This is a genomic window from Subtercola sp. PAMC28395 (assembly GCF_018889995.1).
Taxonomy (GTDB): Bacteria; Actinomycetota; Actinomycetes; order Actinomycetales; family Microbacteriaceae; genus Subtercola.
On record NZ_CP076547.1, the window covers coordinates 1,896,697 to 1,911,863 of the forward strand.

General features: G+C 65.6%; 13 protein-coding genes. 9 read left to right on the forward strand and 4 right to left on the reverse strand.

The features are described from left to right. The first annotated feature begins 71 nt into the window (after positions 1-71). From KPL76_RS08760 to KPL76_RS08780, 5 genes are all read left to right on the forward strand, one after another. Positions 72-1,280, forward strand: coding sequence for an MFS transporter (locus tag KPL76_RS08760; protein ID WP_216332400.1), 1,209 nt, complete (start codon positions 72-74; stop codon positions 1,278-1,280). 49 nt (positions 1,281-1,329) lie between these two features. Beyond that, the gene (locus tag KPL76_RS08765; protein WP_216332401.1) at positions 1,330-2,421 is read left to right on the forward strand and encodes a type III polyketide synthase; all 1,092 of its coding nucleotides are present in this window, start codon (positions 1,330-1,332) and stop codon (positions 2,419-2,421) included. A gap of 5 nt (positions 2,422-2,426) precedes the next feature. Continuing rightward, positions 2,427-2,960 (forward strand): isoprenylcysteine carboxyl methyltransferase family protein, encoded by a 534-nt coding sequence (locus KPL76_RS08770; protein WP_216332403.1) that lies wholly within the window; start codon positions 2,427-2,429, stop codon positions 2,958-2,960. Between the two features lie 2 nt (positions 2,961-2,962). Next, positions 2,963-4,078, forward strand: coding sequence for an NAD(P)/FAD-dependent oxidoreductase (locus KPL76_RS08775; protein ID WP_253201964.1), 1,116 nt, complete (start codon positions 2,963-2,965; stop codon positions 4,076-4,078). 112 nt (positions 4,079-4,190) lie between these two features. Next, entirely contained in the window at positions 4,191-5,117 is a 927-nt protein-coding gene (locus KPL76_RS08780; protein ID WP_216336262.1) for an oxygenase MpaB family protein, read from the forward strand. A 58-nt stretch (positions 5,118-5,175) separates the two neighbouring features. On the opposite strand, the gene KPL76_RS08785 is transcribed toward KPL76_RS08780, so the two are convergent. The 3 genes from KPL76_RS08785 to KPL76_RS08795 form a co-directional block, all read right to left on the reverse strand. Beyond that, on the reverse strand, positions 5,176-5,418 hold the full coding sequence (locus KPL76_RS08785; protein WP_216332406.1) for a hypothetical protein: 243 nt from the start codon (positions 5,416-5,418) through the stop codon (positions 5,176-5,178). 7 nt (positions 5,419-5,425) lie between these two features. Further along, entirely contained in the window at positions 5,426-6,430 is a 1,005-nt protein-coding gene (locus KPL76_RS08790) for an aldo/keto reductase family protein (protein ID WP_216332408.1), read from the reverse strand. 83 nt (positions 6,431-6,513) lie between these two features. Then, entirely contained in the window at positions 6,514-9,324 is a 2,811-nt protein-coding gene (locus KPL76_RS08795; protein ID WP_216332410.1) for a rhomboid family intramembrane serine protease, read from the reverse strand. Positions 9,325-9,434: 110 nt separating this feature from the next. Here KPL76_RS08795 and KPL76_RS08800 point away from each other — a divergent pair, with 110 nt between their 5' ends. From KPL76_RS08800 to KPL76_RS08815, 4 genes are all read left to right on the forward strand, one after another. Continuing rightward, the gene (locus KPL76_RS08800) at positions 9,435-11,072 is read left to right on the forward strand and encodes an ABC-F family ATP-binding cassette domain-containing protein (RefSeq protein WP_216332412.1); all 1,638 of its coding nucleotides are present in this window, start codon (positions 9,435-9,437) and stop codon (positions 11,070-11,072) included. Continuing rightward, entirely contained in the window at positions 11,072-11,680 is a 609-nt protein-coding gene (locus KPL76_RS08805; protein ID WP_216332415.1) for a DUF1697 domain-containing protein, read from the forward strand. The genes KPL76_RS08800 and KPL76_RS08805 overlap by 1 nt, the downstream gene beginning before the upstream one ends. 167 nt (positions 11,681-11,847) lie before the next feature. Beyond that, complete coding sequence (locus tag KPL76_RS08810; protein WP_216332417.1) at positions 11,848-12,900, forward strand: spermidine synthase; 1,053 nt, start codon at positions 11,848-11,850, stop codon at positions 12,898-12,900. Positions 12,901-13,254: 354 nt separating this feature from the next. Then, a complete protein-coding gene (locus KPL76_RS08815; RefSeq protein WP_216336264.1) occupies positions 13,255-14,463 on the forward strand; it encodes a DNA polymerase IV in 1,209 nt (402 codons plus the stop codon). Positions 14,464-14,541: 78 nt separating this feature from the next. On the opposite strand, the gene KPL76_RS08820 is transcribed toward KPL76_RS08815, so the two are convergent. Continuing rightward, entirely contained in the window at positions 14,542-15,144 is a 603-nt protein-coding gene (locus KPL76_RS08820) for a hypothetical protein (protein ID WP_216332419.1), read from the reverse strand. Between the last annotated feature and the right edge of the window lie 23 nt (positions 15,145-15,167).

Consider the following 15,167-nt stretch of genomic DNA (forward strand, 5'->3'; position numbering starts at 1 on the left):
TTACGGTCACGCGGGTTCTCGGTACGTCACGGCCCGACGAAGATGTTCTGGGGAGCATTTAGGGTGGGTGGATGCACACCACAGCGCCGCCTCGAGAGCGAACGCGGCCCTGGTTCATGTTGGCACTCGGCCTGTTCGCCCAGGTGGCCGGCACGGTGGCCGTGACCACTCCGGCATTTCTCCTGCCGCTGCTCACCACCGAGCAAGGACTCTCCCTCGGACAGGCCGGGTTGCTGGTGGCTGCGCCGTCTCTCGGCATGGTTCTCACGCTGATCGCGTGGGGTGCCCTGGCCGATGCGATCGGCGAACACTGGGTCATCACGGCGGGCCTGGCCGTGACTGCACTCGCTTGCCTCGGTGCGTTCCTGGCGACCGATCTGGTCGTGCTTGCTCTGTTCTTCGCGCTCGGCGGCATGGGCGCGGCCAGCGCCAACGCTGCCGGTGGTCGCCTCGTTGTGGGCTGGTTCCCGGCCAGACGCCGGGGGTTGGCAATGGGAATCCGGCAGATGGCACAGCCGTTGGGTGTGGCCGTCGCAGCGCTCGTTATTCCGTCGCTCGCCGCAGCAGGTGGCCTAGGCGAGGCGCTCGTGTTTCCTCTCGCGATCACCACCGTCGCAACGCTTCTCTCGGCGCTGTTCATCGTTGACCCGCATCGGCCGCCGGCTGCGGCGGGCGCCACATCTGGGCGGCCCGCGAACCCCTATCGAACGAGCGCAGTGCTGTGGCGCATCCATCTCGTGTCAGTGCTTCTGGTGTTTCCGCAATTCGTCGTCTCGACGTTCGCCCTGGTGTGGCTCATCACGGCCGAGGGATGGAGCCCTCTGGCAGCCGGAATCGTTGTCGGCATTTCGCAGCTGATCGGTGCCGTGGGGCGAATCGTGGTCGGAATCGTCTCTGACCGGATGGGAAGCCGAATGAAGCCGTTGCGTGTCGTCGCGGTCGCCGCGAGCCTCTCGATGCTCGCTTTGGCCGCGGCAGATGTTCTGGGGTGGCCGGTCTTGGCTGCTGTGGTGGTCGTCATGGCCTCGACCATCACCGTTGCCGACAACGGCCTGGCGTTCACGGCGGTGGCGGAATTGGCCGGCGGCCGGTGGTCAGGCAGGGCCCTCGGCGCCCAGAACACCGCGCAGTTCCTGGCGGCCGCCGCCACAGCTCCGGTCGTGGGTGGGCTGATCGCGCTCGTCGGGTTCGGTGGTGCCTTCGGGGTGACAGCGATTCTGCCCCTCATCGCCCTCCCATTGGTTCCAATGAGGGACAAAATGAGCGGCAAATCCCTCTAGGCAACATCGGTGGCGAATTCTGTCTCTCCGCGCGTGGTAGCGTGCAAAAATGCCAAGAATATCGGGAGTTGCCGCAGCCTTTCCCCCTCATTCCTATACTCAGTCTGAAATAACGGAGCTTCTTGGTCCGATGATCACAGACAACCCGTCCAAGCGAGCGCTGCTCAATCGCCTGCACACCAATAGCAAGGTGAACACCCGTCACCTCGTCATGCCGTACGACTGGTACAAGAACAGCAGCCTGAACTTCACCCTCACCAACAACACCTTCATCACCGCTGCCGTCGAGCTTGCCGAAGAGGCAACCCTCGGTGCGCTCGCAAAGGCGTCGTTGAAGCCCGAAGACGTCGACTTCATCGTCTTCACCTCCGTGACAGGCATCTCTGCTCCCTCGGTCGATGCCCTGGTCGCGCTCCGGCTCGGGTTTCGGCCCGACGTCAAACGCATGCCCATGTTCGGCCTCGGATGCGTCGCCGGAGCGGCGGGAATAGCCCGCCTCAACGACTACCTCCTCGGGCACCCGAACGATGTGGCCCTGCTGATCTCTGTGGAGCTCTGCTCGCTCACAGTTCAGCGAGGTGACGATTCCATGGGAAACCTCGTGGCCAGCGGGCTCTTCGGTGACGGCTCCGCTGCCGTGGTCATGGTCGGCTCCGAACGGGCGAAGACGCTGCCGGTCACCGGGCCCGACGTGCTCGACACCCGCAGCCGGCTGTACCCGGGAACCGAAGATGTGCTCGGCTTCAACCCCGGCGAGAGCGGATTCCGGATCGTGCTGACGGCCGGAGTGGCCGACGTGATCGACGAGCATTTCGATGCTGACGTGGTGGGATTCCTCGAAGACCACGAACTCGCAGTGTCTGATGTGGGTGTGTGGATGGCTCATCCGGGTGGCCCGCGGGTACTGAATTCCTTTGCGAGTGCGCTGAGCCTTCCCGACGGCGCCCTCGATGTGAGCTGGGAGTCGATGGGAGCGAAGGGCAACATGTCTTCGGCTTCCATCCTCCACGTGCTGTCGGAGACCCTCGACAAGCAGAAGTTCACTCCGGGCGACATGGGTATGTTGTTTGCTCTGGGCCCAGGCGTGTGTGCAGAGATCGTGCTCATGAAGTGGCCTGACGACGACACCGAGGGGCAGTAGCTCCAGTGCTGCTCTACGCTCTGCTGATCTTCGCCACCGGAGGCGAGCGATTCGTCGAGCTCGGAGTCTCCACGCGCAATGCGGCCTGGGCCTTCGCCAGGGGAGGCGTCGAGTTCGGCAGGCGACACTTTCCGTTCATGGTGATCCTGCACACGAGCATGTTGGTGGCGTGCCTCGCCGAGGTGTTCCTGCTCCAGCGCGAGTTCACGCCGTGGCTCGGCTACCCGATGCTGGTGATCGCTCTCGCTTCGCAGGGGCTTCGCTGGTGGTGCATCGGCACCCTCGGTAAGCGGTGGAACACCAGGGTGATCGTCGTGCCCGGCCTGCCTCTCGTGGACCGGGGCCCCTACCGCTGGTTCCGGCACCCGAACTATGTGGCGGTGATCGCCGAGGGTATCGCGCTGCCCCTGGTCTACAACGCGTGGATCACGGCCCTGGTCTTCACCGTGGTCAACCTCGTCCTGCTCCTTCGGTTTCGCATCCCCGTCGAAGAACGCGCGCTGGCGTACGGTCTTGCCAGGGCCGGAGTGACGGGCTGACGGTGACAGGGAACGTGGGCAGCGACGGTGCTGCCGGCGCGGATCGAGCCGACTACGACCTGATTGTGGTCGGTGGCGGGCCTGTCGGCCTGGCAGCAGCCATCGGCGCGCGGCAGCGGGGCTTGAGCGTCGTTGTCGTCGAACCGCGTTCACTTCCGCTGGACAAGGCGTGCGGTGAGGGACTCATGCCCGGGGCCATGGCCGAGCTGTCGCGGCTCGGGGTCGAGGTCGACGGCCACACGATCACAGGCATTGCGTATCGCCAGGGCTCGGGACCCCGATTCGCCACGCATGACTTCGAAGCTGCACCGGGCAGGGGAGTGCGGCGCCCCGAGTTGTCCGGTGCGCTGGCGCAGAGGGCGATTTCGTGCGGGGCCTCGTTCGTCGACGCCAAGGTGGCGGCACTGGTTCAGGATGCCCGGGGGGTGACGGTCTCGCTCAGCGGAGGCCCGGGCATCCGGGGCCTGTGGCTGTTCGGCTGTGACGGCCTGCACTCGCCCGTGCGGCGAATGGCAGGGCTCGAGGCGGTGCCCACGCGCAGACTCGTGCCTGCTCGACGACGATACGGTCTTCGGCGGCACTTCAGAGTGGCGCCGTGGAGCGACCGGGTCGAGGTGTTCTGGGCCCGGGAGTGCGAGGTCTACGTGACGCCGGTCAGCGCCTCGACGATCGGCGTAGCGATCCTGGGTGGACGAGGGCTTGACTTCGAACGCGTGATCGCCTCGATCCCGGCGCTCGCAGCGCGTCTGGAGGGTGCAGAGCCGGATTCGGCTCTGCAGGGCGCCGGCCCGCTTCGCCAGCGAGTGAAGCGTCACGGCATCGGACGCGTGTTGCTGGTCGGTGACGCGTCGGGTTACGTCGACGCGCTCACGGGCGAAGGGTTGCGCGTGGGTCTTGCCCAGGCGGCGGGGGCCGTGGCTGCCGTGGCTGGGGCACACGAGCCCGTCGAAGTGAATCGAAACTACGAGCGGGCGTGGTCCCGCGCGTCGCGCGACGCCAACACGCTCACGGCGGGTCTTCTCGCGCTGGCGCACTCCCCGTTCAGGCGACTTGTGGTTCCGATCTCCGCGGCCTTGCCTGCAGTATTCGGTGCGGCCGTCGAACGAATCGCCCGCTGACGCGGTCGTCGCGATACACGTCGGCGGTGAAGCCGCTGGGAGTTCGGGCTCCCGGTCAGGCGGCGTTCTGGCGACAGATGAAAATAGAGTCGTGAACATCTTTCCTGAGGGCATGCGAAACCGGTTGCGATCGACGTTCACCGGCCAGCTCGAAGGCTCGCCCGAGTGGGTGCTGAAGCTGGAAGACGGTGATGACGCGGGCTACTTCGCGCCGGATTCGGCCACCTGGGCGGTCCACGGCCAGACCGCGACGATCGTCGCCGGTGTGAGGGCGCTGCTGATGCAGGCCATGCATCCGGGAGCGATGGCCGGCGTGCACGACCATTCCCGGTACAAGGAAGACCCGCTGGGGCGGCTCGCCGGCACCATCCGCTGGATCTTCACGGTGACGTATGCCGACACGGCGACCGCAGTCGCAACGTCGAACTGGGTGCTCAAACTGCATGAACGCGTGACCGGCACCTACCCCGACGCGCAGGGTCTCTCGCACGACTACGCCGCGAACGACCCCGAACTCCTCTCCTGGGTGCACCTGGCGTTCACCGATTCGTTCCTGGCGACGGCGAAACTCTGGAGCGAACCCATCCCGGGCGGGCCAGACGCCTACGTTCGCGAATGGGCGAAAGCTGGCGAACTCATGGGGGTTCCGAACCCGCCCCGCTCGGAAGCCGAGCTCGCAGAGCAGTTGCAGGCCTTTCTCGACTCCGGCACCCTCGTACGAAACGACCGCGTCGACGAGGCAGTGAAGTTCATCGGAAACCCCCCTCTCGCGCGCGCGATGATGCCCGCGTACCACGTGCTCTTCGCGGGCGCTGTGTCGTCGATTCCCGAGGAATACCGACGGATGCTCGGCCTCGAGGTCGCTCGTCTCGGGCCGGTGCGGCTGCCGGTTGTCGGCGCCACGCGGCTCGTGCTGAAGCTGGTCGGGGCGATGCTCGGCCACGAGGCTCCGAGCGAGAGCTCGGCGCGTCGCCGCCTGATCCGTCTTGGGCTTCTCTCAGCCGACCAGACCGTTGCAGCGGGGCGCGGCGCGGCATGACGCACTTCGTGGTGGTACCGCGGCTGGGCCGCAGCGGCGCCGGGCCCAGCTTCTGCAGCTAGCGGAACCGCATTGTCGGAGGCAGCGGCTTCGGTGGTTCTGAAGCCTTTCGCACACGCCGCCGCTCGACCCGTGCCGCGACGACCATGACCAAGGCGAAGACCATTCCGCCGGCCATGACAACCAGAAGCGGCGTGAGCAGCACATTGCGGGTCAGCGCGTTCGTCACTGCCGCCGCCACGGTCACAAACGAACCGATGAAGGCGAGCAGGGAGTACCTCGTCGCGCGGTCGATGTTCACTTCTGCCTCAGGCCACGCGAGATGCTGGCGAGACGGTCTTCGACGGGTCACGCTCGACGACGTCGCCGAGTGCCTCATCGATCCTGGTGAGAGTCTCGGCGTCGATCTTCACACCGGCGGCGGCGACGTTCGACTCGATCTGCTCCGGCTTCGACGCGCCGATGATGGCGGAGGCCACGTTCGGGTTCTGCAGGACCCACGCCACGGCCAGCTGCGCCATGGTGAGCCCGAGGTCGTCGGCGATCGGCTGCAGCTTCTGCACCCGCGTCAGCGTCTCCTCCCTGAGCCAGCTCTTGATCATGTCGTCGCCGCCCTTGCTGTCTGTTGCGCGGGTTCCGGCGGGCAGCTCAGCACCCGGCTTGTACTTGCCGGTCAGCACGCCCTGCGCGACGGGAGACCAGACGATCTGTGAGATGCCGAGTTCTTCGGAGGCGGGCACGACCTGCTCTTCGATGACACGCCAGAGCATCGAGTACTGAGGCTGGTTCGACACGAGCTGAAAGCCGAGCTGCGTGGCGAGGGTGGAGGCCTCGCGAAGCTGGGCTGCCGTCCACTCGCTCACACCGATGTACAGCGCCTTGCCTGAGCGCACCACGTCGGCGAATGCGGTCATGGTCTCTTCGAGGGGCGTCTCGTAGTCGTAGCGGTGCGCCTGGTAGAGGTCGACATAGTCGGTGCGCAGCCGGTCGAGCGAGCCGTTGATCGACTCGAAGATGTGCTTGCGCGAGAGGCCCGTGTCGTTGTGGCCCTTCGGTCCGGTCGGAAAGTAGACCTTCGTGAAGATCTCGAGAGACTCGCGTCGCTCGTTCTTGAGGGCCTTGCCGAGGACCTTCTCGGCCACGGTGTTGGCGTAGGCGTCTGCGGTGTCGAAGGTCGTGATGCCTGCTTCGAGAGCCGCGGCCACGCTGCGTTTCGCGATGTCGTTCTCGACTTGCGAGCCATGGGTCAGCCAGTTGCCGTAGGTGATTTCAGAGATCTTGAGTCCACTGTTGCCGAGGTAACGAAATTCCATGGAGTCAACGCTACCCCTCGCCGCTGACAGCCCCGTGCGATCGGCGGGGCAGCAAGCGGTCGAAGCCGGTCATCCCCACGCGGTCAGCGAGCAAGGCCCAGTTTCGCGATCCCCACGAGGGATTCACCCGGCAGGAATGCGCGGGTGAGTGCCAGAGCGATCTTCGGGAGATCTGTTTCATCGCGATAGAGCAGGCTCATCCGTTCATACCGCGGATTGAATTTCGTCTTGAAGTTGTGCAGGGACTGGAACCCGTAGAGCGGTTCGAGAATGGTGCCGAGCGATTCGAGAAGGGCATCGATTCCGGTTGCGGCGGCATCTCCGTCGGCGCGAGCAAGAGGGGCACCCGAGAGCGAGACGAAGAGCGCGCCCTCCTCCTGGAACGCGAGGCACGACGAGGCGATCAGGAACTCCATGACGGGTTTGAAGGTGCCGTCGCTCCGGCGCCGCATCAGGTCGAGGGTCCAGCCCCGGATCGAATCGTCGGCACCGTAGACCGGCAGCCACGACAGGAATCCCTGCACCGTGCCCGTCTCATCGAGGGCGAGTGCCGTCTTCACATGCGGGTCGAGCGCCTCGTCGACTCCGCCGAGCGTGAATCCCATCTCAGGCAGTGCCTTGTCGCCCACCCACTCCTCAGAGATCGCCCGCACCTGTGACGCCACGGCCCAGGGTTCCTCGGCCAGTGAGGTCATCCTGAAGGTGATCTTCTCGCGCTCGGCCCTGTTCAACGATGACCGGATGGCCTGCCACTTCTTGCCTGTCATCTCGAGCGTCGGCAGGTCGATGATGGTGTCTTCGGCCACCTGCAGGTGCGTCCAGCCCTGCGGTGCGGCGGCCAACGTCGCATCGGAGACCGAGAACAGGCACGGGGCCAGCCCGACCCGCTCGCACTCTTCCACGAACTCGGAGATCGTCGCCGGGAGTTTCTCGGCAGGGCCCACGGGGTCGCCGAGTGCGACGGCCACTCCTGCGTAACGCTGGTAGGCCACGAAACTCTCGCCGTCGGCCGTGACGAAGTATGAGTTCTCCTTCCACATGGTCATCCACGAGAGGGTGCCTCCGCCGTCGGACGTCAAGATGTCGAGGGGGGTCTTCCGGGCATCCTGCTGTTGCCTGATCGCGCGGCGCGAGCGGCGAAGAGGCACCCGATACGCGGTTCTGCCGAGCCAGAGGATGACCAGCAGGGCGATCCACAATGAGGAGTTGGTCATCGCCTCGAACAGCGACGGAGGGAAGTCGACCGCGACGAACGCGTAGATCGCGAGCCCCACGAACTCGAGCACGTTGAACACACCGAGGATGACAGCGATCACCCAGGGAAGGCGGTGGCCCAGGCGCACTCCATTGGCGATCAGCGCGATGATGACGACATCGATCACCAGATCGACCCACGTGCTCGTCCCGGGCGTGGCCGATGCGGTCGCATCGTCGCCCGGCAGAATCGTGCCCACGATCTCGACGACAGCGAGTGTGATCAGGCTGGCGAAAGCCAGGATGCGCCATTCCCGGCTGCTCGGCCGGCCGGCGCGGTACTTCGGGCCGCGGATGAACGGGGTGGCGACGAACACCGCGACCACGCCCAGGAAGTGCTCCACGTCGGCCAGGGTGCCGATGTAGATGAGCGACACGGCAACATAGGCGAAGAGGGCGAAGCGCAGTCGCAGCCGCCACGGTGCGCGGACTGTGCCCAGCACCGCCGCCAGGCACGCGAACATGCCGCCGGAGGGCCCCACGTCGTATTGAGTGGCGAGGTGATTGGCCCAGTCGCTGTCGAAGGAACGCGCCGCGAGCATGAAGAACGTGGTGCCGATGACGGCCACGATCTGCCCGCCGGCGAAGATGCCGATGGTCCTGAGCGAACCGAACTGCCGTTCTGCCCAGCCGACCGCCACGATCAGCCCGATCAGAATGACAGCGTAGTGGATGGGCAGCTGGGAGAAGAACGTGCCCGTGACGAGGGTCCACCAGTGCCCGTCGAGGAACGAGGGCAACCCGTAGGCGATGTCGTGGTACCAGGGCCGGTGAATGAGCGGGTCCCAGAGTGCGCCCGCGGCGAGCCCCGCGACGACGAAGATGCCGAGCAGGGTCGCAGCGAATGGTGTGCGGCGAAGCACCCGGCCGACCGGGCCCAGAACCACACCGAAGGCGGCTTTCACTCCGGCGATCCCGGTCGTTCCGGACTCCATTCCCGCCGCCGCGGCGAGCGGGCTGAGGCTGCCGTCCTCTTCGAACAGGTCGGACATCTGCAGTTCCGGCGCGGTGTCGGTCGACGTGCCTGCCGAGACGCCCGCTGCCGCGCGGGCCTTTCGCGAGCGGTAGACCATCACGATCGCGATCACAACCGTGAGGGCCACCACCACGAGAAGCGCGATCCAGGTGAACTGGTGCAGCAGGGTGATGGCGGCGGTACCCAGGCTGAACACGACGGTGGTCACCATCGCGGCCCAGAGCACCGAGCCGATGGCGTTCGCGGCGAGAAAACGGCGGTAGGGCATCCGGAGCGTACCGGCCAGTGGGCCGATGAGAATGCGGAGCAGCGCGATGAACCGACCGGCGACCACCGCGTAGATGCCCCAGCGGTTCATGATGCCGATTGCCGAATGGATGCTCTGGGCGTTGAATCGCGCGGGAAACCGCCTGGCGCCGATAATCAGCAGGCGAGAGCCGAATCGTCGCCCGATGAGGTATCCGATCGAGTCGCCGACGATCGCACCCACGGCCGCGGTCGCGCCGATGGCCCAGGGGGAGATCGTGCCGTCGAGCGACAGGAGCGTTGCGGCCACCAGCACGGTCTCGCCGGGAAGCGGCACACCGATGCTCTCGACGGAAACGAACCCGAAGACGACGAGGAGCACTGCGATGGGCGGAATTGCCGCGAGCCACTGATCCATCTGGTGTCACTACCCCCTTGACCGGAGAGCGCATGCTGCCCTGGCATTCTTTATAGCAGGGCTGCGGCCGTGATCCCATGGAGCGGATGCTCTCCTGACAGACTGGTCTCATGACAGCGACACTCGTGGCCAAGGGCCTTTCCGGCGGCCATGGGCACCGAGTACTCTTCTCCGACCTCGATCTGACGGTTTCGCCCGGCGACGTCGTGGGGCTCGTCGGCGCGAATGGCGCAGGCAAGACGACCCTCCTGCGTCTCCTGGCCGGCGTAAACGCGCCCCTCGCCGGCTCCGTCTCGCTCGCCCCGACCGATGCGTTCGTGGGCTGGTTGCCGCAGGAGCATGAGCGTGTCGAGGGCGAATCCATCGCTGAGTACATCGGCCGGCGCACGGGCTGTTCAGCGGCGACCACCGAGATGGAGCTGGCCTCTGAAGCGCTCGGCTCCGATGACCCCGGTGCGGGCGATGCCTACTCGGTGGCGCTTGACCGGTGGCTGGCGAGCCGGGCTGCAGATCTGGATGACCGAATGCCGGCCACCCTCGCCGAACTCGGTTTCGACACCGATGTCTCGGCGTTGATGACCGGTCTCTCTGGCGGGCAGGCGGCACGGGTGGCGCTCGCGGCCCTGCTTCTCTCGAGGTTCGACATCGTTCTGCTCGATGAGCCGACGAACGACCTCGACCTCGACGGACTGGCCCGGCTGGAGGCGTTCGTCAGGGGCCTGCGGGGCGGCGTTGTGCTGGTGTCGCACGACCGTGAGTTCCTGGCCCGCTGCGTGACGACGGTGGTCGAGCTCGACCTCGCCCAGAACAGCGTCGCCGTCTACAACGGCGGGTATGAGTCGTTCCTCGAGGAGCGTGCCACTGCCCGGAGGCATGCGAGAGACGAGTACGACGAGTTCGCGTCGAAGAAGGCCGACCTCGTCGGGCGGGCGCGTACCCAGCGCGAATGGTCGTCGCAGGGCGTTCGCAACGCCATGAAGAAGGCTCCAGACAACGACAAGATCCGTCGCCGTGCCGCCACTGAGTCGAGTGAGAAGCAGGCACAGAAGGTTCGCCAGATGGAGAGCCGCATCGCCCGCCTCGACGAGGTCGACGAGCCGCGCAAGGAATGGCAGCTGCAGTTCAGCATTGGCACGGCTCCGCGATCGAGTGCCGTTGTCGCATCGCTCGGTTCCGCTGTGGCCAGGCAGGGGTCATTCACCTTCGGGCCTGCCACCCTGCAGGTGAACGGGGGCGACCGTATCGGTATCACCGGGCCGAACGGTGCTGGCAAGTCGACGCTGCTCAGGCTGCTGCTCGGCACGCGTCAGCCCGACGAGGGCAGTGCATCCCTCGGCCGCAGCGTACAGATCGGCGAGATCGACCAGGCCAGGGCGATGCTCGACGGCGAGACGCCGCTCTTCGAAGCGGTGAGTGCTGTTGTTCCCGACATGCCCATCGCTGAGGTCCGCACCCTTCTCGCCAAATTCGGGCTGAAGGCTGACCACGTCGACCGGCCGGTTGCGAGCCTCTCGCCGGGCGAACGCACTCGCGCGGCGCTGGCCCTTCTGCAGGCACGGGGTGTCAACCTGCTCGTGCTCGACGAGCCGACGAACCACCTCGACCTGCCTGCCATCGAACAGCTCGAAGAGGCGCTCGAATCGTACGACGGCACCCTGCTGCTCGTCACGCACGACCGCCGGATGCTCGAGACCGTCACCCTGAACCGCCAATGGAATGTCGACGCAGGGAAGGTCGTGGAGGTGTGATGGCTCGCGGTGCACCCGGCCCGGGCGCGAACGGCATGCACGTGTACGTCGGTCTTGTTCGCGGAATCAATGTCGGGTCATCCACGCTGGTCGCCATGGCCGATTTCAGGAAGCTCTTCGAAGACCTGGGCTACACAGATGTCGTCACCCTGCTTCGGAGCGGCAACGTGGTGTTCTCCTCGGCGAGCGATATCACCGCGGCTGACGTCACGGAGATCGAACGTATCTTTGCGAAGGTCGCCGGGTTCAGCGCGGGGTTCGTGGTGCTTTCGGCAGAGCAGTTTCTCGGCGTCGCCGCTGAGAACCCGCTGCTTGCCGTTGCTTCTGACAAGGCCAAGCTCGTGGTCGCGTATGTCCCGCTCGGCGAGGCTGGTGAGCCCGTCGTCGACCTCTTCGGGGTCTCGTTGCCCGACGCTGCCGAGCTTCTGCCTGAGGTGATCGCGGTCGGCCCCCGTGCGGTCTACGTCTGGTGCGCGAACGGCATCTCGAATTCGCGCGTGCCCGCGTCGTTCTGGAGACAGCTCGGCCCGGTCTACACGGCGCGGAACGTGAATACCGTGGAGAAGCTCGCGGCTCTGGTCACACAGAGGCTCAAGGCCGGGGAATGACTGGCTGACGGGGTATAAGCTGAGATTGTTTCACTAAAGGGTTGTAGGCTCGATGGATGCTCGAAAGTGAACTTCTCCCGCCTGGTGATCTGCCGCTCCGCGACCATCTCGGCGCCACTCTCCATCGCCCAGTGCCGCTCCCATGCGCTGTGCCGCTCCCATGCCCTGTGCCGCTCCCATGCACTGTATCGCTCCCCTGCTCTGGTGCAGTCGCCGAACTGTCGCTCGTCGACGAGGCGTCGGCGAGCTATCTGCTCACCGTCGACGGAATCCCGCAGTCGCAGGTGTGTGTCTCTGACGCCACGCGACTCGAGTTCGACTACGTGCGCCACATCGCCAGGATGGTCGATGTGTGGGCAGCACCCGGGGAGGCGCTGTCGTGCATCCATCTGGGCGGCGGAGCGTTGTCGCTGGCGCGGTATGTCGAGGCGACCCGACCCGGATCACAGCAGCTTGTCATCGATTCGCAGCGGGCCATGGTCGAGGGTGTTCTCGAGGTTCTTCCCCTGGCTGCTGGCCATGCGACCAGGCTCCTGTTCGGCGACGCCCGCGAGTTGGCGGAGCGACTGGTTCTGCGTCGTCGTTTGATCAGGTCGACCGCGGGAGGTGGGCGCGACTCTGCGTGCTCGGGGGCGATGGCTGCGGGAGCAGGAGTCGTGGTCATCGATCTCTGGGACGGCGCGAGTATCCCATCCCACGTCGCGACGCTCGAGTTCTACCTGCTCGTCGCCCAGCTCGCCGCACCCGAGGCGCTGGTGGTCGTGAACCTGCTCGACCGCGGCCCGGAGTTTGACTATTCGCGAGGGCAGGCCGCGACACTTCGCAGGGTGTGGCCGAATGTGGGAGTTCTTCGTGACCCGAGCATGCTCGGCTGTGCCAGCTGCGGCCCTGATGATTCTGCCGGTGGCTGCGGTGGCTGCGGTGGCTGCGGTGGCTGCGGTGGCTGCGGTGGCTGCGGTGGCCGCGGTCAGGTCGGTGAGGTCGGTGACGCCGGTGGCGTCGGTGCGCGCGGCCACAACTACGGAAACGTCGTGCTCGTGGCGGGTAGGCGAAGGCTCGATCTTCTCGGCGTCACCGGTTGGTTGAAGGATGATCCACGGCCGCCTCATGTCATCGTCGGGCCCGATGTCGACCGGTGGGTCACTGGGGCGCCGGTCGCGACGGACGACGCTGCATTCGCGTCCCCGCGCCCCCCTCGCGAGGCGCTCAGCCCGGATTGACCTACTCCGGTCTGGGCTTCGGTGGAAGAGTTCCCATGATGCACACCTCCAATCGATCATCCTGCGCGCCAGATCGACGCCGAATCAGTATAAATGAGCTTTCGTCGTGTTCCGATCCACTTGCCGTTCCATCACCGTGGCGATCCTCTGGGCCAGCATGGAAGTCACGCGTGATGACGTCAGGTTCACGGGTCGACTGTCAGTCGTGCAACCTAGAATCGGGGTGTGGCTGATGGAGCGAAGAGGGCGGCAGGGTGGGCCTCGAAGCCGGTCGCTGCGATCGCTTCTGCTGCTCCCAGGCCCTCCGTATTCGGCGGGGAGGGCGCAGATGGCGCTGCCGACAGCACCGCCACGATGCTCCACATCGACATGGATGCGTTCTTCGCCTCGGTGGAGTTGCTCGAGCATCCAGAACTCGTCGGCCTTCCCGTGATCATCGGGCACAACGGGCCGAGAGGAGTCGTGACCTCGGCAACGTATGAAGCGCGCGCATTCGGGGTGCATTCGGCGATGCCCGTGGCGCGCGCCCTGCAGCTGTGCCCCCGAGCGATCGTGCTCGCACCCCATCACGACCGCTACCGGCACTTCTCTGCAGAGGTGATGCGCATCTTTCGAGACGTCACCCCACTGGTTGAGCCGCTGAGCATCGACGAGGCCTTCCTCGATGTCGCGGGCGCGCGCCGGCTTCTCGGCTCGCCGTCGGTCATCGGCTCGCTCGTGCGGCGCCGCGTCGAGGCGGAGACCGGGCTGACCTGCTCTGTCGGGGGCGGCGCGACGAAGTTCATCGCCAAGATGGCCTCCGGTCGGGCCAAACCCGATGGGATGCTGTTGGTTCCTGCCTCTCAGACGCTGGCGTTCCTCCACCCCTTGCCGGTCTCGGCGCTCTGGGGCGTCGGCGCGACCACAGCCGATGCCCTGACCCGACTCGGAATCAGAACCGTCGGCGACCTCGCGGCCACACCGTTGCCGACGCTGATCAATCGTGTGGGCGCCGCTTCGGGCCAGAAGTTGCACGCTCTTGCGAACGGCATCGACACCCGTGAAGTGGTGACGGTGCGCCATGAGAAGAGCGTCGGTCATGAGATCACCTTCGAGTTCGACGTGTTCGACGTGCAGAAGATCCGGCTCGAACTCCTGCGTCTGTCTGACCAGGTTGCCGTGCGCCTTCGCCGCGCAGGGCTGGCGGGCAAGACCGTCGCCCTCAAGCTCCGCTTCGCCGACTTCTCGACCATCTCCCGCTCGCGCACGCTCTCAGAACCGACGGACCTCGCCCAGTCGATCTTCGATGCCGCTCGTGACCTCTTCGATGCGGTTGATCTTGCCGGCCAGCGGGTGCGCCTGATCGGCGTGCGGGTCGAGAACCTCGTCACTGCGGCCGAAGCCGTGCACCAGCCCTCACTCTGGGACGACGAGGCCGCGGCTCCCTCGAGCTGGCGTGAGGCAGAGGTCGCTGCTGATCGAGTCGCAGACAAATTCGGCGCCGGTGCGGTGCGTCGGGCGTCGCTGGTCACGCCTTCGGGGCTCGGTCGGCAGGGTGCGCCACCTACGGCGGCGCAGGAATAAGCAGCGCTCTCAGCCGGGGAGGGGCGATTCACATTCGGCGTGTTCTTCACCCGCTCAATCGATCGGTGTGGATTGTCTTCAGTAGAAGACGCGGCGCCCGTTTCCGCGATCGATATCGTTCTGGAGCTTCCTCAGCTCCTCAGCGAGCTGCGGGTCGGACTGTTGTACGGAATCTGCTCGCCTCGAGACTCCGCTGTGACGCGTCAAGACCGAAAACAAACTCACAAATACGACGGCCACCCCGATGAGCCCCGCACCAACTGCAGCAATAACCGCACCCATGATCAGCTCCTTGTGGGTCCGAGACCCAACCGTTAACTTCACACTACGCTCCAGGCTGCCGTGCGCAAGAGGATCAGCGACATTCTCGACGAGATTCGACGCTTCGAATGCGTGTTCGATGGTGTAGTGTTGACATATGCTCATTAATTCGAATGTGGTCGAAACAGACTCGCGACGTGGTGCTTCAGATGCACTGCTGGTTGAGCTGTATTCCGGGATGGCTCGCGACGAAGAGTTGTTCGCTTCGCTCACCCGTCCGGCGCCGTTGCCTGGGTTCGGTGCCGAGACACATGCTGGTGCAAATTCTGCTGGATGCTCATGCTCGAGTTGCGGTGGCTCGAGTTGTTCTGGCTCAAGTTGCTCTGGTTCGAGTTGTTCTGGCTCAAGTTGCTCTGGCAATCCGAATGGTTGTGAGGTGTCCA